The organism is Brooklawnia cerclae (genome assembly GCF_011758645.1).
GTDB lineage: Bacteria > Actinomycetota > Actinomycetes > Propionibacteriales > Propionibacteriaceae > Brooklawnia > Brooklawnia cerclae.
This window is the reverse complement of the sequence record NZ_JAAMOZ010000001.1, coordinates 309,972-333,769: the sequence shown is the minus strand read 5'-3', so window position 1 is coordinate 333,769 and position 23,798 is coordinate 309,972. Positions and strand designations below refer to the sequence as shown.

19 protein-coding genes and 1 pseudogene are annotated in these 23,798 nt (G+C 69.4%); 17 read left to right on the top strand and 3 right to left on the bottom strand.

Going from position 1 to position 23,798, the window contains the following annotated elements; genetic code table 11:
• Positions 1–19 precede the first annotated feature (19 nt).
• The 15 genes from speB to FB473_RS01495 all read left to right on the top strand — a co-directional run bounded on the left by speB (position 20) and on the right by FB473_RS01495 (position 17,844).
• Positions 20–1,240, top strand: coding sequence for an agmatinase (gene speB / locus FB473_RS01565; protein ID WP_167164204.1), 1,221 nt, complete (start codon positions 20–22; stop codon positions 1,238–1,240).
• A 76-nt stretch (positions 1,241–1,316) separates the two neighbouring features.
• Complete coding sequence (locus FB473_RS01560; RefSeq protein ID WP_167164202.1) at positions 1,317–2,885, top strand: ABC transporter substrate-binding protein; 1,569 nt, start codon at positions 1,317–1,319, stop codon at positions 2,883–2,885.
• Positions 2,886–2,949: 64 nt separating this feature from the next.
• Positions 2,950–4,395, top strand: a complete 1,446-nt coding sequence (locus FB473_RS01555; protein ID WP_167164200.1) for an MDR family MFS transporter — start codon at positions 2,950–2,952, stop codon at positions 4,393–4,395.
• Positions 4,392–6,413 (top strand): dipeptide ABC transporter ATP-binding protein, encoded by a 2,022-nt coding sequence (locus FB473_RS01550; RefSeq protein WP_208390396.1) that lies wholly within the window; start codon positions 4,392–4,394, stop codon positions 6,411–6,413. Before FB473_RS01555 ends, FB473_RS01550 begins: the two co-directional genes overlap by 4 nt.
• Complete coding sequence (locus FB473_RS01545) at positions 6,413–7,288, top strand: ABC transporter permease (protein ID WP_167164198.1); 876 nt, start codon at positions 6,413–6,415, stop codon at positions 7,286–7,288. The genes FB473_RS01550 and FB473_RS01545 overlap by 1 nt, the downstream gene beginning before the upstream one ends.
• Before the next feature lie 3 nt (positions 7,289–7,291).
• Positions 7,292–8,290, top strand: coding sequence for an ABC transporter permease (locus FB473_RS01540; RefSeq protein ID WP_167164196.1), 999 nt, complete (start codon positions 7,292–7,294; stop codon positions 8,288–8,290).
• Between the two features lie 36 nt (positions 8,291–8,326).
• Positions 8,327–9,922, top strand: coding sequence for an ABC transporter substrate-binding protein (locus FB473_RS01535; RefSeq protein ID WP_208390395.1), 1,596 nt, complete (start codon positions 8,327–8,329; stop codon positions 9,920–9,922).
• On the top strand, positions 9,919–10,950 hold the full coding sequence (locus FB473_RS01530) for an ABC transporter permease (protein WP_167164194.1): 1,032 nt from the start codon (positions 9,919–9,921) through the stop codon (positions 10,948–10,950). The genes FB473_RS01535 and FB473_RS01530 overlap by 4 nt, the downstream gene beginning before the upstream one ends.
• Entirely contained in the window at positions 10,940–11,785 is an 846-nt protein-coding gene (locus tag FB473_RS18355) for an ABC transporter permease subunit (RefSeq protein WP_208390394.1), read from the top strand. Before FB473_RS01530 ends, FB473_RS18355 begins: the two co-directional genes overlap by 11 nt.
• Positions 11,778–13,349: an ABC transporter ATP-binding protein gene (locus FB473_RS01520; protein ID WP_167164192.1), complete on the top strand. Its 1,572-nt coding sequence runs from the start codon at positions 11,778–11,780 to the stop codon at positions 13,347–13,349. Before FB473_RS18355 ends, FB473_RS01520 begins: the two co-directional genes overlap by 8 nt.
• 9 nt (positions 13,350–13,358) lie before the next feature.
• Positions 13,359–14,030: an urease subunit gamma gene (locus FB473_RS01515; RefSeq protein ID WP_167164191.1), complete on the top strand. Its 672-nt coding sequence runs from the start codon at positions 13,359–13,361 to the stop codon at positions 14,028–14,030.
• Between the two features lies 1 nt (position 14,031).
• Positions 14,032–15,732, top strand: coding sequence for an urease subunit alpha (locus FB473_RS01510; protein WP_167164189.1), 1,701 nt, complete (start codon positions 14,032–14,034; stop codon positions 15,730–15,732).
• 23 nt (positions 15,733–15,755) lie between these two features.
• Positions 15,756–16,400: an urease accessory protein UreF gene (locus FB473_RS01505; protein WP_167164187.1), complete on the top strand. Its 645-nt coding sequence runs from the start codon at positions 15,756–15,758 to the stop codon at positions 16,398–16,400.
• Positions 16,393–17,142 (top strand): urease accessory protein UreG, encoded by a 750-nt coding sequence (ureG, locus tag FB473_RS01500; protein WP_341770000.1) that lies wholly within the window; start codon positions 16,393–16,395, stop codon positions 17,140–17,142. Before FB473_RS01505 ends, ureG begins: the two co-directional genes overlap by 8 nt.
• A gap of 9 nt (positions 17,143–17,151) precedes the next feature.
• A complete protein-coding gene (locus FB473_RS01495) occupies positions 17,152–17,844 on the top strand; it encodes an urease accessory protein UreD (RefSeq protein WP_167164184.1) in 693 nt (230 codons plus the stop codon).
• Between the two features lie 297 nt (positions 17,845–18,141).
• Here FB473_RS01495 and purQ read toward each other — a convergent pair whose 3' ends face one another.
• Both purQ and FB473_RS01480 read right to left on the bottom strand, forming a co-directional pair.
• Entirely contained in the window at positions 18,142–18,816 is a 675-nt protein-coding gene (purQ, locus tag FB473_RS01490) for a phosphoribosylformylglycinamidine synthase subunit PurQ (RefSeq protein WP_167164183.1), read from the bottom strand.
• A pseudogene (locus tag FB473_RS01480) lies at positions 18,813–20,073 on the bottom strand (phosphoribosylaminoimidazolesuccinocarboxamide synthase). The gene purQ and the pseudogene FB473_RS01480 overlap by 4 nt, the downstream one beginning before the upstream one ends.
• Before the next feature lie 119 nt (positions 20,074–20,192).
• Between FB473_RS01480 and FB473_RS01475 the strand changes: the two are divergent.
• Positions 20,193–21,230 (top strand): DUF2207 family protein, encoded by a 1,038-nt coding sequence (locus FB473_RS01475; protein ID WP_167164177.1) that lies wholly within the window; start codon positions 20,193–20,195, stop codon positions 21,228–21,230.
• Positions 21,231–21,517: 287 nt separating this feature from the next.
• On the opposite strand, the gene FB473_RS01470 is transcribed toward FB473_RS01475, so the two are convergent.
• A complete protein-coding gene (locus FB473_RS01470; RefSeq protein ID WP_167164175.1) occupies positions 21,518–23,158 on the bottom strand; it encodes an FAD-binding protein in 1,641 nt (546 codons plus the stop codon).
• A gap of 54 nt (positions 23,159–23,212) precedes the next feature.
• Here FB473_RS01470 and FB473_RS01465 point away from each other — a divergent pair, with 54 nt between their 5' ends.
• Positions 23,213–23,794 (top strand): TetR/AcrR family transcriptional regulator, encoded by a 582-nt coding sequence (locus FB473_RS01465; RefSeq protein ID WP_167164173.1) that lies wholly within the window; start codon positions 23,213–23,215, stop codon positions 23,792–23,794.
• Positions 23,795–23,798 lie beyond the last annotated feature (4 nt).

Here is a 23,798-nt window from a genome sequence, read left to right as displayed (position 1 = left end):
GAAAGGTCTGCACACCACGATGTCGGAACACACACACGATCACGATCACGACCACCACACCCACGAACTCTGGCCCGACGGATTCTGGGAGCAGCCGCCGCGGCTGGGCACCGGCCTGGAAGGCCACGGCGCGGTCGACGACTTCAATCAGGGACGCAAACCCGGGCCGATCTTCGTCAACCGCCGCGCTGAGGGAGGCTTCTCCGGCATCCAGACCTTCGCGAAACTGCCGGTCTGCCTGACCCCCGAGGACCTCGTCGCCGGCGAGATGGACGTCGCCATCTGCGGCGTCCCCTGGGACTCCACCGCCACGGGCCGCACCGGCACCAACCACGGCCCGCTCGCGATCCGCATGTGCGACTACAAGGGCGGATACGGACGACCGCACTTCGAGCTGGAGACCCACGTCGACGCGTTGGAAGAGCTCAACGTCTGCGACTACGGGGACGCGCCGATCAAGGTCGGCAACACCCCGGCCACCTTCGAGGGCATCCGCAAGTTCATCGGCACCATCGTCGAGTCGGACACGATCCCGATCATCATGGGTGGCGACCACGCCATCACCTGGCCCTGCGCCACCGCCGTCGCCGACCACTACGGCTACGGCAAGGTCGGCATCGTCCACTTCGACGCCCACGCCGACACCGGTGCGGACATGCCGGGGTCGCTGGCGTCCCACGGCACCCCGATGCGCAAGCTCATCGAATCCGGCGCGGTCCCCGGCAAGAACTTCGTCCAGGTCGGCCTGCGCGGCTACTGGCCGGAGCAGGAGACCCTGGACTGGATGGATGAGCAGCAGATGCGCACCCACTTCATGGCCGAGATCATCCACGACGGGTTCGACAAGGTGCTCCAACGCGCCGTCGATCAGGCCCTCGACCAGGCCGATCACCTCTACGTCTCGCTCGACGTCGACGTCACCGATCCCGCGTTCGCTCCCGGCACCGGCACCCCGGAGCCCGGCGGCCTGACCAGCATCAACGTCCTCACCGCAGTGAGGCGACTGGCGGCCGAGGTCGGCATCGTCGCCATGGACGTCGTCGAGGTCTCACCCCCCTACGACGACCGCGGGCAGATCACCTCGCTGCTGGCCAACCGCGCCATCCGCGAGACCCTCACCGGGATCGCCATGCGCCGCCAGGGGCTCACCGACCCCCACTACGCGCATCCCTACGCCCTGGGCCAGGGGCTCGACAGCCAGGGCAACCCCCGCAACCAGATCTTCCGCGACGAGAAGTAGCTCAGAAAACACGACCCGAAGGGGCTGAACAGATATGACACCCGACAACCCATCCAGGCCGCGTCGCAGGTTCCGCATGCGCGCCGCGGCACTCCTCGCCGCACTCGCGGTGGCCGTCACCGGCTGCAGCGGCGGGGGCGACGACGCCTCGACCTCACAGGCACCGACCGACGGCGTGCTGAGGCTCGGCTTCCTCAACGACCCCGGTCAGCCGCCGGACCCCGACATCTACTACGCCGGTGCCGGCCTGGCCATCACCACCAACGTCTACGAGGGCCTGGTGCGCTACGAGGCGGGCAACTCCACCGAGGCGGAGATCGTCCCGCTGCTCGCCGAGTCGTGGGAGGTGTCGGACGACAACAGCCAGTACACCTTCCACCTGCGCGAAGGAGTGACCTTCCACGACGGCACGCCGTTCACCGCCGACGCCGTCGAGGCCTCCATCCAGCGGCGCCTCGACGTCGACGGCGGCCCCGCCTACATGGTCTCCGACGTCGCCCAGGTCGACACGATCGACGACTACACCGTGACGATCACGCTGTCTGCCCCGAATTCCGCCTTCCTCGACTACCTCGCCTCCCCCTACGGCCTGCGCATGATCAGCCCCACCATCCTTTCCGAGCAGGCAGGCGACGACTACGCCCAGACCTACCTGTCCACACACGACGGCGGCACCGGCCCCTACACCCTGACCAAGGCCGAGGTCGACTCCGGCTACGAACTCCAGGCGTACGACGGCTACTGGGGCGACGAGGAGCCGACGTTCACCACGATCGACATGCCGGTCTACACCGAGGTGTCGGCCATGCAGTTGGCGCTCGAGAAGGGCGACCTGCACGCCATGCTGGGCCAGATCCCCAACGCGTCCCGTGAGGGCTACGTCAACAGCGACGCGCTGAGCGCCTACACCCTGCCCTCCTTCCAGGTCGGCGTGTTCTACATGAACCCCAACCGTGAGTTGCTGGCCGACGAGTCGGCCCGCAAGGCGCTGTTCGAGGGCATCGACTGGGCGACTCTCATCGACCAGACGGTGATGTACAGCGGCAAGCCGTCCGAGGGCAACTACCCCGAGGGCGCGCTCCCGGCCGACGTGGACAGCCGGGAACTGGTCTATGACCCGGACGCCCTGCAGGAGTGGGTCTCCTCGCTGCCGGCCGGCACCGCGATCGACATCGGCTACACGGCCGGTTCGTCCGACGCGGAGCAGATGAGCAACCTCATCGCGGCACAGCTCCAGGCCCTCGGCATGAACGCGACCGCGGCCTCACACCAGACCTCCGAGATCTACGGCAGCTTCGCCAGCGACCCGGCCAACGCGCCCGACGTCTTCGTCTCGCCGGGCACCTGGCCCGACTCGAACAACGCCTACATGCACGGGCACGTGTTCTGGGACGCCGACGGCGGCCTGAACTACCTGCAGTGCTCCTCCGAGGACGTCACCTCGCTGCTGACCGAGGCCCTGCGCACCGGCGACGCCGAGACCTACGCGCAGGCCGGTGACGCCGCCTACGAGCACATGTGCAACCCGACCTTCGCCTGGATCAGCGACTTCATGGTCGCTCAGCCCTGGCTGGCCGGGGTCGAGGATGCGCACAACATCGCGGCGCCGTACACCCTCGACTTCAACAAGTTGTCCATCGCCTGACAAAGACGCACGAACCGCGACCGCGGGTGGCGGGCCTGGTGCCCGTCACCCGCAAGGGAGATACATGACCGCCACACCCGCACGCCACACCCGGATGTCCGATCTGCCAGCCTCGTTCTGGTGGCTCTGGGCCGCCGAACTCGTCACCTGGATCGGCCGCTTCGTCGTGCCGTTCATGACGATCTTCCTGACCAAACACGTCGGGCTGACCGCGGGCGAGGCCGGCGTGGTCGTCTCCACCTACGGCATCGGGGTGGTGCTCTCGTCACTCGTCGGCGGCATCCTGGCCGATCGGCTCGGACGCAAGACGGTCCTGGCATGGAGCCTCATCCTGTCGGTGGCCGTGCTCGTGGCGATCCCCTCGGTGCAGGGCTCCCTGGTGACGGCCGCGTTCCTGTTCGTCTACGGCCTTTTCAACGGTGCGGCGGGGCCGGTCATCATCACGATGATCGGCGACATCGTGCCCGCAGCCCACCGGCGCACCGCGTACAACTACAACTACTGGGCGATCAACCTGGGATGGGCGGTCGGCCCGATGCTGGCCGGGTACCTCGCCGACAGCAACTTCTCGCTCCTGTTCTACGGCCAGGCGCTGCTGTTGGTGGCCTCCCTGGTCATCGTCCTGCTCCGCGTGCCGGAGACCCGGACCTCGATCACCGAAGGATCCTCGGACGTGGGGCCGCTGTCCTCCTCGTTGGAGGACGTGTCCGCTCCCCCGCTTCGCGCGGGCAAGGGGATCACCGCAGTGCTCCGCGACCGCGTCTTCGTGACGTTCACGCTCGTGATGTTCCTCTACTCCGTCGTCTACAACCAGTCGACCACGTCGCTGCCCCTGATCATGACCGCGCAGGGCTTCGCCAGCTCCAGCTACGGCCATCTGCTCACCCTCAACGGGCTGCTGCTGTGTCTGCTGCAGATTCCCAGCGCCCGGATCCTGGGGCGCTGGTCGCGGGAACGCGTGACCGCCGCCGCCATCGCCCTGACCGCCGTCGGGGTCGGTCTGCAGTCGGTCGCGGGGTCGATGACCGTCTACTTCCTGACCGTCGCCATCTGGACGCTGGGCGAGCTCGGTTCCCACGCCCAGGCGCAGTCGATCTCGGCTGACCTGGCACGACGCGAGCTACGCGGCCGGTACCAGGGCGTGTACTCCCTGAACTTCAACCTGGCCACCGTCGTCGGCCCGGTGGTGGGCGGCTTCGCCCTCGACCACCTGGGTGCCCGCGGGCTGTGGATCATCGCGGCCGGGGTCTGCCTGGTCGTCGCGGTGATCCTCACCCTGACCTCCGGCGCCCGCAACCAGCGGGTCGCGAGCCTCGCGGAGGACGACGAGCCCACGCCCCTCCCCCAGGACGGCGACCCCGCCGAGGACGACGTCATGCCCGTCGAGGATTCCGCGGAGGACGACGAGCCGATCGTCACCCCACTGGCCTGCGAGGTCGCAGGCCTCACCGACCCCGAACCCCAACCGGACTGGACCAGAACCGCACGAGAGCAAGGAGCATCACGATGACCATGACGTCACTCATCAGTGATCCACCGCTGGCCAGCGACCCGGCGCAGCCGGACATCCCTCCAGACGCGGTCGCGTCGCTACGGGATCTGAAGGTCTGCCTGTCCCGCCGGGGGCAGCAGTCCGAGATCCTCCACGGCATCGACCTGGATGTCGGCCGCGGCGAGATCCTCGGGATCGTCGGCGAATCGGGTTCCGGCAAGAGTGTCATGGCGATGTCGATGCTGGGCCTGCTGCCGGCCTCGTCCCATCCCCGGATCACGGGGCGGCTGAACGTCGTCGGCCTCGACATGCTCCGTGCCCCGGCCGATCAGATTCGGGCGGCGCGGCAGGAACGCCTCGGGGTCGTGTTCCAGGATCCGATGACCTCTCTCAACCCCACGATGCTGGTCGGCAAGCAGATCGTGGAGAAGGCCGGCGATCAGAAGACGGCGATCGAGCTCATGCGGTCGGTCGGCATCCCGCAGCCCGAGCGCCGGTTCACGGCCTTCCCCCACCAGCTGTCCGGCGGCCTGCGGCAGCGCATCATGATCGCGATGGCACTGGCGGGCAGGCCGGAGCTCGTGATCGCGGACGAGCCGACCACCGCCCTCGACGTCACCGTGCAGGCCCAGGTGCTGAAGCTCATCAACTCCATGCGCGACGAACTGGGCTGCAGCGTCGTCATGATCACCCACGATCTCGGCGTCGCCGCGCAGGTGGCCAATCGCATCGCCGTCATGTACCGCGGACGCATCGTCGAGATCGGCTCCACCGAGCAGGTGCTCAACCAGCCCCGCCACCCCTACACCCTCGGCCTGCTGGGGTCGCGGCTGTCGCTGACCTCCGACCGCAACCGGAAACTGTGGGCGCTTCCCATCGAGTCCACCCACCCCGCCGAGAACGGGGGCTGTCCCTTCGCCTCGCGCTGCGTCGCGGTGACCGACGACTGCCAGGCGGGAATTCCCTCGCTGGAGTCGTTCGGCGCCGGCCAGACCGGCGCCGTGGACCACCGGGTCGCCTGCTTCAAGGCGAGCACCCTCGACATCGCCGAACTGGCCAGCGAGGAACAGCCGCTGCTCGAATCGCTGCCGCCCGTCACCGCGGGCATGCCGCTGCTCACCGCGAGCGACGTGCACTGCACCTTCAAGGTGCGCGACCACAGGGGCCGCCGAGCACACCTCGCCGCCCTGCGCGGCGTGGGCCTCAACCTGCAACCGGGCGAGTCGATCGCCATCGTGGGCGAGAGTGGCTCGGGCAAGTCGACGTTGCTGCGAATCGCCGGCGGGCTGGAGAAGCAGTACACCGGCAACGTGCACGATCCCGGTGGCACGGCCATCCAGATGGTGTTCCAGGACGCGGGTTCGTCCCTCACCCCGTGGCTCACCGCGCGCGAGATGCTCTATGAACGCCTGAAGGACAAGCTCACCAAGGACGAGAAGGAAGCCCGGGCCCACGAGATCATGGACAGGGTCGGACTGCCCGACGAGATCCTCGGGGCGCGTCCCTCCGAGATGTCGGGCGGCCAGCGTCAGCGTGTCGCGCTGGCCCGCGCCACCATCGTCCCGCCGAAGATCCTGCTGTGTGACGAACCCACCAGCGCACTGGACGTCTCGGTCGCGGCCAACGTGCTCAACCTGATCAACCAGTTGCGGCGGGATCTCGGGCTCGCCGTGCTCTTCGTCACCCACGATCTCGCGGTCGCACGCATCATCTCCGACCGGATCGCCGTGATGTACCTCGGCCAGATCGTCGAGATGGGGCAGGCCACCGACGTCATCGCCAACCCACGCCACCCCTACACACGCAGCCTGGTGGACGCCGTCCCCCAACCGGGAGTCGAGGTGACCCCGCTGCAGGGCGAGCCCGCCAGTCCGCTCGAACCACCCGCGGGCTGCGCCTTCCACCCGCGCTGCCCCATCGCCACCTCCGAGTGTTCCGCATTGTCCATCAGCCCCCAGCTCACCGCGGTCAACCAGCGGTCGTCGTCCGATCCCCTGCGCCACGAGGTCGCCTGCATCCGGGAAGGAGAACGGTGATGACCGCCCTCACAGCGACCAGCGTCCAGCCCCGTTGGCGGCTTCTGGCCCGCCGTCGTCCCACCCGCACCAGCCGCAGCGCCGCCGTCGACTACGTCTTCATCGGCATCCTGCTCGCCGTCACGCTGATCGGCCTGCTGGCCCCGCTCCTGGTCCCCTACGATCCCGTGCAACCCACGGGCACACCGAAACTCACCCCCTTGTCACCCGGCCATCTGCTGGGCACCGACTCGATCGGACGCGACGTGGCCTCGCGCGTGCTCCTCGGCCTGCGCACCAGCTGGCTGATGTCCATCGTCGTCACGGGCACCGGCCTGGTCATCGGCACGATCATCGGGCTGATCGCCGGCATGTTCGGCGGTTGGGTCGACACCGTGCTGATGCGTTTCACCGAGGTCTTCCTCGCCCTGCCCTCGATGCTCGTCGCCGTCGCGGTGGCGGCCGCCCTCGGCCCCGGTCTGGTCAACACCTTCATCGCCGTGAGCATCGTGTGGTGGCCCTACTACGCACGCATCATCCGCGGCGAGACCCGGGCCCTGGCGACCCGGCCCCACGTCGAGGCGGCCCGGTTGGCGGGGGTCGGCTGGTTCCGCATCATGTGGCGCCACCTGCTGCCCGGCACGGTCCCGACCGCGATCATCAGCGCGAGCCTCGACATCGGCAACGTGGTGCTCGTCCTGTCGAGCCTGTCCTTCCTCGGGCTCGGCCAGCCGGCCCCAGCGCCCGAACTCGGCTCCGACACGTCGAGCAGCCTCACAGAGATCCTGAACGCCTGGTGGATCCCGCTCACCTACGGCATGGTCGTCATGCTCCTGAGTCTGATCTCCAACCTGGCCGGCGACGCCATCCGCAATCGATTCGCAGCCTCGAGGTGAACCATGGCAAATCTCCGATTCCTCGCCATCCGACTCGCATCCACCATCGGCCTGCTGTGGGTGCTGACCATCGTCGTCTTCACCCTGCAGGAGGTCTCCGGTGCCGACCCGGTCGCCGCCACCATCGGCAACAACGCCTCCCCTGAGGCCATCGCCGCCGCCCGGGAACGGCTCGGCCTCGACCGGCCGGTGCTCGTCCGCTACTTCAGCTACCTGAGTGGGCTCCTGCACGGCGACCTGGGCACATCCTTCCGCACCCACAACCCGGTGACCAAGGACCTGGCGTCCGCCTTCCCCGCCACCATGGAACTGGTCATGTTCGCGTTCATCGTGGCCCTCGTGCTGGGCGCCCTGTTCGCGATCTCTTCCCTGCTCAAGTGGCCGGGGGCCGGGCTCGGCCGCGGCCTGCTGTTCGTCGGGTCGACCGCACCGACCTTCCTCATCGGCATCGTCGGCCTGATCGTGTTCTACCGCGTCCTCGACGTGCTGCCCGGCCGGGGCAGAACCAGCCTGTCCGACACCGGGCCGACCGGGTTCCTGGTGCTCGACGGCATCCTGAGCGGCAATCCCGCCCTGATCGGCGATGCCCTCCAGCACCTGATCATGCCGGGCATCGCCCTGGCGGTGGGGCCCGCACTGGCCATCGGACGCGTCCTGCGCTCGAGCCTGCTGGAGACCCTGTCCACCGACTTCGTCCGCACCGCCACGGCCAAGGGCCTCACCGAGCGCAAGGTGCTGTTCCGCCATGTGCTGCGCAACTCCATCAACGGGGCACTGTCGATGAGCGCCCTGCACCTGAGGTTCATGTTCGGTGGTGTGCTGGTGGTCGAGTCGGTGTTCAGCTGGGGAGGCATGGGATCATATCTGTCGGCGAGCCTTCCGGTGTCGGACTTCCCGTCCGTCGCCGCGGTCACGCTGATCCTCGGTGGCCTCTACATCACCATCAACACCGTCGCCGATCTGCTGCAGAGTGTCGCCGACCCGAGAATTGCGGTTGCATAGAACGCGCCGCACACGCATTCGCCAAGAACAGGAAAGATGAAGGACACCATGCGCATCTCCAAGCTCCTGGCCACCGCGGTGGCGGTGCTCACCGTCACCGCGTGCCAGGCGTCCCCGTCGTCGTCACCGTCCCAGGACGGGTCGACGACTCTGAGGCTGGCCGAGACCAACGAGTACGAGACCCTGAACCCGCTGGAGTACACCTTCAGCATCACGTCGAAGTTCTACGACTCGCTCGTGGCAGTGGGAACCGACGGCCTGGAGCCCCAGCTCGCCACCGAGATGCCCACGTCCAACGCCGATCTGACCGAGTGGACGGTGACGTTGCGTGACGACGTGACCTTCAGTGACGGCTCGGTGTTCGACGCCGACGATGTCGTCGCCGCCTACGAGGCTGTGCTCGACCCTGCCACCGAGTCACCCCTGCGCGGCGACTACGAGTTGCTCACCGGCATCACCGCTACTGATCCCCACACGGTGGTGTTCACCCTGTCGGCGCCCTACGCCGCGTTCCCGAGCCGCCTCACGCTGGGCATCCCCGCGTCCGAGAAGGTCGGCGGGTCGATCCTCGACTCCTCGCTGGCCCGCGAGCCCGTCGGCACCGGCCCGTACACCCTCACGGAATGGAAACAGGGTGAGTCGATCACCCTGACAGCCCGGGACGACTACTGGCAGGGCGCACCGCTGATCGACACGATCTACATCGGCTTCGTGAGCGACGAGAACGCCCGCGCGCAGCGGCTGCTGTCCGGTGATTTCGACGGCGCCCAGCTCTCCCCGCTGGTGGCCGAGGAACTCGACGGGCAGCAGGGCCTGGAGATGTTCACCAACCCGGCCGGCGACTACCGCGGCATCACCCTGCCGCAGAGCCTGCCGTTCTTCACCGACACGAACGTCCGCGTCGCCCTGAATCTCGGCACCGACCGCCAGGCGATGGTCGATGGGATCCTCGCCGGCCACGGCACCGCGATCAGCACGCCGATCACCCCCTCGTTCGGCGATGCCTACAACGCCGACGCCTCGTTCGGCTACGACCCCGAGCAGGCCGCCTCCCTGCTCGACGAGGCCGGCTGGACGATCGGCGACGACGGTATCCGCGCGAAGGACGACCTCCGGTTCTCCTTCGACCTCATGTACTTCTCCGAGGACACGGTCCGCCGCGACCTCGCCCAGGCGTTCGCGTCCGACATGGCCAAGCTCGGCATCGAGGTGCACCTGCTCGCCGTCGACCGTCCTCAGGCCAAGGAGAAGATCGCGAACACCGCGTTCGTCCTGGGCGGGGGCGACGTGCCCTACGACCCCGACACCCAGGCGTACGGCGACCTGCACTCGTCGTTCGCGGCCTACGATCCGGACGACCCGTACTCGAACCCCAGCCAGTACTCCAACGCCACGGTCGACGAGTTGCTCGACCAGGCACGTGGTGAGGCCGACACCGAGACCCGCGACGCCGACTATCGCGAGTTGCAGACCGAACTCGTGGCCGATCCGCCGATGGTGACCGTCTTCGTCCTGGAGCACACCTACGTCGCCAGGAACCTCGATCAGTACTCCCCCATCGAGCATGTCGTTGAACCCCACGAACATGGCGTGGCATGGGGCCCATGGTGGAACGTGGCGAGTTGGCGATGAGCGCGACATCCATCGTCGTGGGTGGCCGGAGCGGGCGAACGGGCCGTCGCGGCCGGGCGTCCGCGATCGGCTGGCTCGTGGTCCGGCGGCTCGGTTGGCTGATCCCGCTGCTGGCGGCCCTCAGCCTGCTGGTCTTCGCTCTGGCCGAGCTGTCACCGGTGGACGCGACGGCAGCCTTCCTCGGCTCCCGGGACGAGTTCGTCAGTGCAGGCGGCCGGGCGAACGTGGAGCAGGCCGTCACCCAGCTTCCCTGGTGGCAGGCCTGGCTCCAGTGGATCGGGGGCATCCTCACCGGTGACCCCGGCTACTCGATGTCGGCACGCATGCCCGTGGCCGACGTGGTGTCCGCGCGACTGCCGTGGACGGTGCTGCTCATGATCACCGGCCTGGCGCTCGGCTTCGCGATCTCGATCCCGCTGGCCATGATGGCGGCGCGGCGACCCCATGGGCTGGTCTCGCAGGTGCTCGACCGGGTGATGTGGGTGATCGCGGCCGTCCCGCCGTTCCTGGTCGGCCTCACGCTCGTCGCCGTCTTCGCCCTCGGCCTGCGCCTGCTGCCGTCCGGCGGCACCTCGACCCCCGGCATGCCCGCCACGGCAACCGAGCTCGTGCGCCACATGGTGCTGCCCGCCGGTGCCGTGGCCGTCGGGCAGTTGCCGTGGATCACGCTGCACCTGCGCAAGGCGCTCATCGAGACCTCCGGCGACCCCGGGGTGCGGGCGGCGCGCCTGCGCGGCGTCCCCGAATGGCGCGTACTCGGGCGGCACATCCTGCCCGGGGCGATGATCCCCGTGCTCGCCATCACCGGCGCACGGCTGACGGAGGTGATCGCGGGGTCGGTGCTGGTCGAACAGATCTTCTCGTGGCCCGGGCTGGGGCAGTCGCTGGTGAACGCCGCTCTGGCCCAGGACTTCCCCCTGCTGGGCGTCGTCTCCATGCTTCTGGCGGCCATCGCCCTGGTGGGCGGCATCATGTCGGACGTCGCCCTCGCCCTGCTCGATCCGAGGACTGATCCCCGTGAGCTGTGAAGTCGTCCTTCCCCGCCGCCGTTCCCTGGCGCACCTGCTGCCCAGCGGGGCCCTGGCCCGCGCTGTCGCCGGTGTGGTGCTCGCGGCGCTGGTGGCGTACGCGGTCGTCGTCCCCCTGGTCAACGCGGTTCCGCTGACCGACGTCGAGTACCGCGTGGGCGCCCAGCCCCCGTCCCTCGGGCACCTGTTCGGCACCGACCTCGCCGGCCGCGACCTGTTCGTGCGGTGCGCCTACGGCCTGCGGATCTCGATACTGGTCGCCCTGGCGGGGGCCCTGGGCGCGATCGTCATCGGGACGTTGGTCGGCTCGACCTGCGCGCTGGTCGGCGGCCGGTTCGACCGATGGATCATGCGGGTGGTCGACGGCTTCAACTCACTGCCACATCTGCTGGTCGGCATCGTCATCGCCGCCACCTTCCGCGGCTCGCTGCTCGCGATCATCATGGTGGTCGGCCTCACCCACTGGCCGCAGACCGCGCGGCTGACGCGCGCCGAGCTGCTCGCCGTGGGCGTCCGCGACCACTACCGCGTCGCGATCACCCAGGGGTTCACCCGTGTCCAGTTGCTGCGGTATCACGCGCTGCCACGGCTGGCCAACCAGGTGGCGGTGGCCTTCGGGCTGCTGATTCCCCACGCCATCTGGCACGAGTCGACGCTCACCTTCCTCGGCCTGGGCCTGCCACCGCATCAGCCGTCGCTCGGCTCGTTGCTCAACCTCGGTCAGCAGGCGCTGCTCACCGGCAACTGGTGGACGCTGGCCGCCCCCGCGCTGCTGCTGATCATCACCACCATCACGATCACCACGCTGATCAATCCCAAGGAGCACCATGCCTGAGCCTGTGACGCCACACGACCCGGCGCGGTCGCCGGCCAGGCCACTGCACGGTCACGCTCAGGCCGGCATAGCGGTGCGTGACCTCCAGGTGTCCTACGGCGACCAGGTGGCGTTGGCCGGGATCGACCTCGACATCCGGCCCGGCGAGTTGCATGTACTGCTGGGGAGGTCCGGGGCCGGCAAGTCGACCCTGGTCAACGCGTTGACCGGGATGCTGCCGCCGTCCGCTCGCACCGCCGGTGAGGTCGCGCTGAGTGCCTCGGGCCGCCGCTGGGACCTGATGCACCTGTCGTCCCGGATGTTCCGCTCCCGCGTCCTCGGTCGTCTGATCGGCACCGCCACGCAAGGGTCGGCCACCGCGTTCACCGCCACGAGTAGGATCCGCACGCAGTTGCGGGAGGCGATGCGGGTGGTCTCGCCGCGCAGCGGGCTGCTGCCCGTCCACCCCCATCTGACCGCCGACGACGACCGGCAACGGATCCGCGAGCTGTGCTGGGCCGCCGGTGCCGAACTCGAGTGGCTCGACCGCTATCCGCACGAGCTGTCCGGCGGCCAGCTGAGCCGCCTGGGCATGGTGGCCGCCATGCTCAACCACCCCCCGATCCTCCTGGCCGACGAGCCGACGTCCGGGCTCGACCAGGACTCGGCCGCGACGGTCGTCGCCGCCCTGGCCAATTTCGCCCACAGCGGCCACGCGGTGCTGCTCATCACCCACGAGAACGAGTTGGCACGCGTCTACGGCGACGTCGTGTCGATCATCGCCGACGGGGTGATCACGGCCCAGGGCGATCCGAAGGCGCTGATCGCCCCCCGCACCGGCAACCAGAACCTCCGACCGCCCGTCGTGCCCCGACCGGACGAGTCCCTGGTCGCGCGCGGGGTGACCCGCGTCCTCGGCGGGCAGGAGATCGTCCGGGGCGTCGATCTGGAGGTGCCGCGCGGCGCCCTCGTCGGGTTGTCCGGGCCGTCGGGCGTGGGCAAGTCCACACTGGCGTCGATGATGGCCCTCCTGGTGAAGCCCGACGACGGTGTCGTGGAGTTGGACGGTCAGCCTCTGCACTCCGCTGGGGTCGGCCTCCCACAGGCCACCCGACGCCGTGTCGCCTGGGTGCCGCAGCAGCCGTTCACCGCCGTGGACCCTCGCTTCACCCTCGCCCGGGCGATCGAGCTGCCCGCACGGCTCGCCGGCGTCGAGGTGGACGCGGCCGAGGCCGCCGAGTGGTGCGGGCTCGCTCCCGAATTGCTGGGACGCCGCCCCAACCAGGTGTCGGGGGGTGAGCTTCAGCGCGCGTGCATCGTCCGGGCGCTCGCCCTGCAGCCCGACTACCTCGTGCTGGACGAGATCACCGCCATGCTGGACGCCCGGACGGCCGATGATGTGATGGAGCACATCCGCCGGCACGTCGACGAGCGCGGGATCGGCGTCCTCATGATCTCTCACGATCTGCCGGCACTCGAGGAGTACGCCGACATCCGATGGCGCATGGACGCGACGGCCGACGGGCCCCGGCTGCGCCCGGCCGACGACACCACAACCGCTTCGATCTGCGGACTGACCAGTTAGGAGAGCCGAATGCATCTCACCCCAGGCGACCAGGAAAGACTCATGCTGGCGCTGGCCGGCATGGTCGCCCGCGACCGGCAGGCGCGCGGGATCAAGCTCAATCACCCCGAATCCGTGGCGCTGTTGACCTCCTGGGTCATCGAACGGGCTCGTGAGGGCGCCACTGTGGCCGAGCTCATGCGCTCGGGTCGCGAGGTGCTCACCGCGGACGACGTCATGCCCGGCGTGCCCGACCTCATCACCGACGTGCAGGTGGAGGCCATGTTCCCCGACGGACGCAAACTCGTCACCCTGCATCACCCGATCGGAGCTTCCTCCGCCGAGGGACCCGGCGCGATCCGCGTCCGGCCGGGGACGGTGGAACTCAACGCCGACCGGGGCCCGGAGGAACGCATCGAGCTGACCATCACGAACACCGGTGACCGGCCGGTGCAGATCGGGTCGCATCTGCACCTGCCCGACGCGAACTCCGCCCTGGACTTCGACCGCGACAAGGCGTTAGGGTTCCGCCTCGACATTCCGGCCGGCACCTCGCACCGGTTCGAGCCGGGCGTGTCGCGCACGGTCCAGGCGGTCACCATCCGCGGCCTGCGGCGCGTCCCCGGGCTGCAACTCGGCAAGACCGACGGCGGCGAACTCGGCCCGATCGGTGTGTCCGACAACGAGTCCCAGGAGGGCTGACATGGAGATCTCCCGCGAGAAGTACGCATCGCTCTACGGACCCACGGCCGGCGACCAGGTGCGCCTGGCCGACACCGACCTGTGGATCGAGGTGGAGCAGGACCTGACCGTCGGCGGGGACGAGGCGGTCTTCGGCGGCGGCAAGTCGATCCGCGAGTCGATGCTCCAGGGCGGCACCACCAGCGCGCAGGGCGCCCCCGACACGGTCATCACCAACGCGATCGTCCTCGACTGGTGGGGCATCGTCAAGGCCGACGTCGGCATCCGCAACGGCAAGATCGTGGCCCTGGGGCGGGCTGGCAACCACGACATCAGCGACGGCACGCATCCCGACCTGCAGATCGGGCCGTCCACCGAGATCATCAGCGGCGAGGGCAAGATCCTGACGGCCGGCGGGTTCGACTCGCACGTGCACATGATCTCGCCGTCGCAGACGCTGGAGGCGCTGTCGACCGGCATCACGACGCTCGGTGGGGGCGGCACGGGGCCCGCCGAGGGGACGAAGGCGACCACCGTCACCCCAGGACCCTGGCACCTGCGGCTCATCCATCGGGCCATGGATCCGTACCCGGTGAACGTCCTGCTGCTGGGCAAGGGCAACACCGTGAGCGCCGAGGGGCTCGCCGAGCAGGCGCTCGCCGGGGCCGGCGGCTACAAGGTGCACGAGGACTGGGGCTCGACCCCCGCCGCGCTGGACGCCGCCCTGCGCGCCGCCGACGAGTGGGGTCTGCAGGTGGCCCTGCACTCCGACTCGCTCAACGAGGCCGGGTTCGTCGAGTCGACGATCCGGGCGATCGCGGGACGATCGATCCACGCGTTCCACACCGAGGGCGCAGGCGGCGGGCATGCCCCCGACATCCTCAAGCTCGCCGGCGAGCCCTATGTGCTACCGGCGTCGACGAACCCGACGCTGCCGCACACGAGGAACACCGTGGACGAGCATCTCGACATGCTGCTCGTGTGCCATCACCTCAATCCGAAGGTGCCCGAGGACCTGGCGTTCGCTGAGTCCCGCATCCGCGCGACCACGATCGCGGCCGAGGACGTGCTGCACGACATGGGTGCACTGTCGATCACCTCGTCGGACGCCCAGGCCATGGGCCGGATCGGTGAGGTCATCACCCGCACCTGGCAGGTCGCCCACGTGATGAAGGCCCGGCGGGGCTCGCTCGGCGGCTCCCTGCCCGCCGACAACGAGCGGGCCCGCCGATATGTGGCCAAGTACACGATCAACCCGGCCATCGCGCATGGCGTCGACGCGTACATCGGCTCGGTCGAGGCGGGCAAGATGGCCGACCTCGTGCTGTGGGATCCGCGCTTCTTCGCCGTGCGGCCCGAGATGGTGATCAAGGGCGGGGCCGTGGTCTGGGGCAGCCTGGGCGACCCGAACGCGTCCATCACCACCCCGCAGCCGACGCTGGAACGGCCCACGCTGGCCGCCCCGGCCGCGCCGGACCTGTCCGTCTCGTTCGTCTCGCCGTTCGCGCTGGACGCCGGCCTGGCAGACCGGCTCGGCCTGCGCCGGGAGCTGCTACCCGTGGCGAGCACCCGGGATGTGACGAAGGCGGACTTGAAGAACAACGCGACGACGCCGAAGATCGACATCGACCCGGAGACCTTCGCCATCGACATCGACGGCGTCCGGATCGAACCGGCCCCGGCCGAGGTGCTGCCGGCCGCTCAGCTGTACACGCTGTACTGATCTTCCGGCGGAAAGGAGCCACGATGTCGGGGTTGCTCCTGGCGTTCCTCGCCGACGTGCGCCTGCCCGTGGGCACGCACACCCAGTCGGCGGGGCTCGAGGCCGCTCTCCAGGCCGGGATGCCGATCAGCGACCTCGCCTCGTACGTGCGCACCCGGCTCGGCACGGTCACCGAGGTCGAGGCCGCCACCGCGGTGGTGGCCCGCGCGACCGAGCTGGCGGGCGACGATCTTGCCCGGGTGGAACGTGCCTGGGCGGCCCGCACCCCGAGCCGCGTCCTGCGTGACAACGCCCTGCAGCTCGGACGCGGGCACGGTCGCCTCCTGGCTGCCCTGTGGCCGTCGGACGACCGGCGCCCGGCCCGGCACTGCCGTGCCGTCGCCCTCGGCATGACCGCCGCGCGCGCCGGACTGTCCGGCCACGAGGTCGCCTGCCTGGTCGGGTATGACGACGTGCAGTCGGCGACCTCCGCCCTCCTCAAGCTCGAGCCCACCGATCCCGTGCAGGTGGCGGCGCTGACCAGGGACCTGATCCCGGACGTGGTCGCCATGGCCGATCGCGTGGCCGGCCTCACGGAGCCGGAGCAGATCCCCGCCCACGCCGCGCCGCACATCGAGATGTGGGCCGAGCGTCACGCCCACACGACAGAAAGGTTGTTCCGTGCCTGACCCAACAGCACCCGCCCGCGCGATGCGTCTCGGGGTGGCCGGCCCCGTCGGCACCGGCAAGAGTTCGCTCATCGCGACGATCTGCCGCCAACTGGCCGGTTCCCTCTCGCTCGCCGTGGTGACCAACGACATCTACACCGACGAGGATGCCCGTTTCCTGAAGGCGGCCGGCGTACTCGATCCCGAGCGCATCCGGCCCGTGGAGACCGGCGCCTGCCCGCACACCGCGATCCGCGACGACGTGACGGTGAACCTGCTCGCCGCCGAGGACCTGGAGGCCGACTTCGCCCCCGTGGACATCGTCCTGATCGAGTCGGGGGGCGACAACCTCACCGCGACCTTCTCCCCCGCCCTGGTCGACGTGCAGATCTTCGTCCTCGACGTCGCGGGCGGCGGCGACGTCGTCCGCAAGGGTGGGCCGGGCATCGCCCGGGCCGACCTGCTCGTCATCAACAAGACCGATCTCGGGCCGTTCGTGGACGTGGACGTCGACCGGATGATCGCCGAGGGACGCCAGGTGCGCGGGGATCGTCCCGTGCTCGGTGTCTCGCGGAAGGATCCTTCGTCCATCACCGCGCTGGAGCAGTGGGTGCGTGACTGCCTGGCGAGCTTCCGCAGTGGCCGTCACGTGCCGGTGGACCCGGGCCCGATGGCCCCGCACTCGCATTCCGACGGCACGGTCCACACCCATGCGGACGGCACCGTGCATGCCCACGGGCACGAGCACGCCCATCAGCACTGAGCCTCGGACGTGCGCACGCGCATACAGGTGACCCCCGGCCCCGATCGGCCGCAGGTCGAACTCCGGGGAGACGTGCTGGCGCCCCGGATTCTCGCCACGACACCCGACGGCGCGGAGGTCGCGATCGTCGGCACCCGTATGGTGCTGCTGGCCGGTGACAGCGTCGGCATCGACGTCGTGGTCGCGCCCGGAGGCCGGCTCCGGATCGTCGAGCCGGTCGGCACCGTGGCCTACGGGGGCCCGGGCTCCTCGCAGTGGGACGTCAGCATCGAGTTGGGTGCCGGAGCTGTGCTCGAATGGGAGTCCCAGCCCTTCGTCGTCTCGGACGGCGCCGACGTCACACGGACCACCCGCATCTCGCTCGGTGCGGACGCGCGGCTGCTGCAACGCGAGACCCTGGTGTTCGGACGCTCAGGCCAGCGCGGTGGGTCGTTGGTGACCAGGCTCGACGCCTCCGGCGTCGACGGCCCGCTGCTCGTCGAGGAGTTGGACCTGCGGCCCGATCAACGCGAACGCGTGGGGATCCTCGGGGACAACCGCGTGCTGGATTCGTTGCTCGCGCTCGGCTGGCGCCCCGGGACGCCGGCGGACCTCACGGCCTTCGAGCTGTCGGAGCCCGGCTGCCTCGTGCGCCACGTGGGTCACCAGCACGACCACCGTCCGCTGGACGTCTGCTGGTTCCGCTGGCATGGCGACCTCTGAGTTCGTGGCTCCGGAGGGCCCTTTCGACAAGCTCCCCTTCGACAAGCTCAGGGACCGGACCGCCCGTCAGAGACCCCAACCGCTCGTTGAGCCTGTCGAAACGAACCACCCCACAAACAGACCGCTCGTTGAGCCTGTCGAAACGAGCCACCCGACAAACAGACCGCTCGTTGAGCCTGTCGAAACGAGCCACCCGACAAACAGACCGCTCGTTGAGCCTGTCGAAACGAGCCTCCCCGCAAGCAGACCGCTCGTTGAGCCTGTCGAAACGAGCCACCCCACAAACCGGGGAAGCGGTCAGGCGGTCAGCGCCAGGAACCGCTGGACGGAGGAGAAGAAGGTGAGCCCATCACGTGACTCGCCCGTCAGCACCTCGACGCTGTGTTCCGGATGCGGCATCAGGCCGACGACGTTTCCTCGCTCGTTGGTGATGCCCGCGATGTCGTTGCAGCTGCCGTTGGGGTTGCCCAGGTAGCGGAACACCACCTGGTGGTTGTCCTCCAGCCGGTGGAGGGTCTCCGGGTCGGCCTGGTAGTTGCCCTCGCCGTGCTTGATGGCGATGGTGACTTCCTGGCCGGCGGTGAAATCACACGTCCACACGGTGTCGTTCGACTCGACGCGCAGCGGCTGTTGCCCGCAGACGAACCGGCGTCCCGCATTGCGCATCAATGCCCCCGGGAGCAGGTGCGACTCGCACAGCACCTGGAATCCGTTGCAGATGCCGAGCACCGGCATCCCGGCGTCGGCGGAGCGGATCACCTCGTCCATGATCGGGGCGAACCGGGCGATGGCTCCGCATCGCAGGTAGTCACCGTAGCTGAAGCCACCGGGGAGGATCACCGCGTCGACCCCGCTGAGGGAATCGGAAGCATGCCACAGCGGCACGGGCTCGGCACCCGACAGCCGCACGGCGCGCAATGCGTCCTGATCGTCGAGTGAGCCCGGGAAGGTGACGACGCCGACGCTGCTCACGCCTCGTCCTCCGGCTGCGCGGCCTCGTCCTCCACGGCCTCGACCTGCACGGTGTCCTCGACCTCCTCGTCCTCCGGCTGCACGGCGACGTCGTCCGGTGCGTCTGCGTCCGGGGCAGCTTCGACGGCGGCGGGCTGCGGATCGTCCTCCACCCGCACGTCGAACGTCTCGATCACCGTGTTGGCGAGCAGCTTCTCGGCCGCCTCACGGATCTCGGCCAGGCGGGCGTCGGTGATCTCACCGTCGACGGTGATCTCGAACCGCTTGCCCTGGCGCACCTCGATGCCGCGATGGCCGAGGCGCTGCAACGAGTTGGTGACTGCCTTGCCCTGCGGATCCAGGATCTCGGGCTTGGGCATGACATCGACGACGACACGGGTCATGACGGCAGCCTATCGCGTCTCAACCCAAGTCGAGTTCACGGCCCGTCAAGCGGCGATACGCGTCGAGGTAGCGCTGGCGGGTCGCCGCGACCACCTCGTCGGGCAGCGGCGGCGGGGGTGTCCCCCCTGATCGGTCCCATCCCGAGTCGTGGACGAGCCAGTCACGCAGGTACTGCTTGTCGAAGCTGACGAGCCGTCCGGACGCGTAGGCGTCCGCGTCCCAGAAGCGGGACGAATCGGGTGTCAGCACCTCGTCGGCGAGCACCAGGGTGCCGTCGCCGCGCAGCCCGAACTCGAACTTCGTGTCCGCCAGGACGATGCCGCGCTCCCGCGCGATGGGCTCGGCGTGCTCGTAGATCGCGATGGTGGCGTCCCGGATCTTCTCGCCCGTCTCCTCACCGACGAACTCGCACATCTGTTCGTAGGTGACGTTCTCGTCGTGTTCCCCGAGGGGCGCCTTGCGGGCGGGGGTGAAGATCGGCCTGGCAAGTCGCGATCCGTCGTGCAACCCCGCCGGCAGCGTCACTCCGCACACCGTGCCGGTCTGCTGGTACTCCGCCCACCCCGAGCCGGTCAGGTAGCCGCGAGCGACCGCCTCCACCGGCACCATGCGCAACTTCTCGACGACGACGGCCCGGCGTGTCACAGCGGCGGGCACGTCGGCCTCGACGATGTGGTTGGGAATCAGACCGGCGAGTTGGCCGAACCACCACAGTGACAGCTGGGTCAGGACGACGCCCTTGTCGGGGATGAGGGAGTCGAGGACGAAGTCGAAGGCCGACACGTTGTCGGTGGCTACCATGAGCATGCGATCGGGGTCGGGCAGCGCGTACAGTTCGCGGACTTTGCCCGCATGCAGGAGCGGCAGGTTCAAGGACGCATATTGGCTCACCAGGTAAGCCTAAACCCGCCGCTCGCGGGCAGTCGCCCACCAGCGGCGTGGCCGGATCCCGGCGTCGCACCAGGGCCGTAGAGTAGACGGTGGAGGTCGTGGTGATCGAGCTTGAGCTGATTGTGCTGATCGTCGGGTGCGTAGCGCTCTTCGGCGCGCTCCTTGCCGTGCTCTGCATCCGCGACACAAGCCATGACGCCGCTTCCGAGCCGCAGCCCGGGCTCATCGTCCCCGATCGGCCGTTCGAGCCTCCCACCGGCGTGACCCCGGGCCTCGCGGGCCCCCTGGTGGACGGCGACGTCGGCACCAAGGACGTACGGGTCACCCTGGCTCACCTGGCCTCGCGGGGCTTCCTTCGCATCACCGCCCTCACCGACGATCACGGGCGCGGCCACGACTGGGTGATCCGCCGCACCGACCGACCGGCCGACGACGACCTCCTCGACTACGAACGGACGCTGCTCACCGTCCCCTTCGGGGATGTCTCCGACGGCGCGTCGGTCCGGATGATCACGCTCAGCAGCATGGCGACCCTGCCCGAGCGTCCCCTCGAAGTGGCGCAAAGGCAGCTCGTCGACGAACTCCGCGAACGCGGCTGGTTCCACGACGACGAGCGCAACCGGCATTCCCGCTGGGGCTGGACAGGTTCGATCCTGCTCGTCATCGGGCTCCTCGCGACCGCCTACATGCTGATCGACTGGCTGGCCAGCGGCGATTTCCGTGGTGTCATCGGCGGGTTCCTGCTGGGCGCCGCCGGTATCCTGCTGGCCTCACGAGGCCGCAGGCAGACCCAGCACACCGATGCGGGGGACGACGCCCGCACCCACGTCACGCGTTTTCGTACCGCCCTGGCCGACCTGAGGCCGGAGGACATCGCTACCCGCGCCGCTTCGGCCGAGTTCGGACGCTATCTGCCCTGGGCCGTGCGATTCGGCACGGGTGCGGAACTGGCGCGTGCATTCGAGACCGAGCAGCACCGTTCGGCCAACTGGGGACGCCCCCTCGACATCGCGCTCGACTGGTACGGCCCCGACCGCGCCGAGGTCACCTGGTCCCCGTCCGAGCTGGTCGCCGAGGTCGCGGGGTTCGTCGACGGCGGGCTGCGCAGCAGGGCAGGACGCAGGCCCGTCGCCCGGTAGGACGGCCGATCCATCCGGCGTGCTGATCCCGCCACCCCGCTCGCCCCCGCTCGCAAAGGAGCGCTTTCACGCGGCCCGCCTGACCTCACGCGGGCGTCCGGACTTTCCGCGGGCCTCACAGCACCCGCGGGAGCACACGACACCCGCGGGACGGACACGCCGCCTGCGGGAACGCACGAACCATGGCCGAGCGCCCGGCGGGTTGCGATCACACGGGCCACGTAGACGCGACCGGGTCGGCACCGGACCACCAGCAGCCTCCCGACACGCGTCGGCGCCGGGCGTGGTCACGCGGACCGCGTGGCCATGTGCCGCGCCCCGCGCATCCCGAAGACGGCAGCCGGGCCGATGGTCGACCCCGGCCCGGGGTAGGTGTGGCCCATCACGGACGCCGAGTTGTTCCCGGCGGCATACAGGCCGTCGATCACCGTGCCGTCCTCCCGCAGCGCACGGGCGTCGGCGTCCGTGACGACCCCGCCCTTCGTCCCGAGATCGCCGATGACGACCTTGAACGCCGTGAACGGGCCTTTCTCGAGCGGGCCGAGGCAGGGGTTCGGGTGCACGGTGGGATCACCGTAGTAGCGGTCGTAGGCGGAGTTGCCCCGGCCGAAGTCACCGTCGACGCCGGCGCGGGCGAACCCGTTGAACCGCCGTACCGTCGATTCGAGCCGTGCGGGGTCGATGCCGAGCTTGCGGGCCAGTTCGGGGATCGAGCGCGCCGTGAACCGCAGGCCGGCGTCCGCCGATGCCTTGTTGTTCCTCGGGTCGAGGGCGAACGTGCGCAGGTAGCGGATGGCGTGCCGCACCTCGCAGATCATCCAGTAGTCGCCGTCCTTGTCATGGGCGAGCATGTGGTGCCCGAGATCGACGTACGACTCGGCCTCGTTGGCGAAGCGTTCGCCCGAGCCGTCGACGATGATCGTGTACGGCAGCGCGCGCTCTCCGACGATGAACGACGGCTGGCCGCCCGGCGCGGGGGCCACCGAGGCGCCCCACCAGGCATCGTCCATCAGTTCCAGGGCGGCGCCCACGTCCTGGGCGGCCGCGATGGGCCCCCCGAGGTTGCCCGGGTTACCCGAGGGATCGCCGTGGATCCCCTGGTATTTCTCACGCCAGGCGACGTTGTGGTCGAAGCCGCCACCTGCGAGCATGACGCCCCGCTTGGCCCTGATGGCCACAGATCGTCCCTCATGTTGGACGCGGACGCCGACGACCCGATCGTCTTCGACGACCAGCGACTCCAGAGGGCTGTCGAGCCACAGCGGCACCCGGTTGCGCAGCACCACGGCCTGCAGGAACGAGGACGCCAGCGCGACCCCGATGCCGGCCAGGCGCTGACCGCGCACCACCGATCCCAGGGTTCGGAACACCAGTTGTGCGCCCCGCCGGAAGCCGGCCGGGGTCGACCAGGCGCGCTGGATGAGCCAGACGTCGTCGGTCTTGGCGGGCATCGGCATGGCGCCACGCAGGGTGTCCCACCACTCCCCGATGACCTTCGTGTTGATCGGACGGGTCTCGATGGCTCGGCCGATCTTCCCGCCCGGCAGTTCCGGGTAGTAGTCCGGGTAGTCCGCTGCGCGCGAGAAGACCATGCCGTGCTTCTGCGCGGTCGTGACGAGATCGGCCACACCGTCGACGAAGGCCTCCTTGCGCTCACGCGACGTCGCTCGGCCGACGTCCCCGATGGTGGCCTCCATGTAGGCGAGCGCCTCCTCACGGGAGTCGGCCACGCCCGCGCGCTGCATCAGTGGGTTGTTGGGCAGCCACAGTCCGCCGCCCGACATCGCGGTACTGCCGCCCCATTTGTCCGTGCTCTCCAGCATGAGGACGCTGAGGCCGGAGTCGACCGCACCGAGCGCGGTCGCGAACCCCGCACCCCCGGTCCCCACGACGACGACATCGAAGGTGTGGTCGAAGGACTCGGACATGGCTGCTCCTTTGCTCGTACCGGACACCACTGTCCGGATTGATACACTCCCAGAATGCCTGACCCGACGCAGCGAGGCAACGGAATCAACCGAGGTCCTGCGGCCGCGGCCGCCAACCGCAGGGCGATCCTCGCGGCGGCCCGGTCGTTGTTCGCCGAGCGCGGATATCACGTCCCCCTCAACGCCATCGCCCGGAGGGCCGGGGTGGGCCAGGGGGTGCTGTACCGGCACTTCCCCACACGGCTCGATCTGGCCCTGACCGTCTTCGACGAGAACTTCAACGAGCTCGAGGCGATCGCCGCGTCCGGCGACTCCGCGACCTTCGAGCACCTGTGGCGCCGCCTGGTGGATCTGACGATCGAGGTGTCGGCCTTCATCGAGATGGCCGTGGACGCACGTGGCAGACTCGCCGCCTACGACGGGACGCAACGTCTGCGCGAACTGCTCACCGAACCGCTGGGCGCGGCACACGAGGCGGGCCTCGTCCCCGCTTCACTGACCGTCGACGAGGTACTGCTGACGCTGCGCATGGTCTACGGCGTGGTGACGACGAGCCCCGCCGATCGCGTACGGGAACACGTGAGTGGCAGCCTTCGCCTCGTGGGTTGGACGCCGGACGAGCGCGCTCCGCGATAGGCCG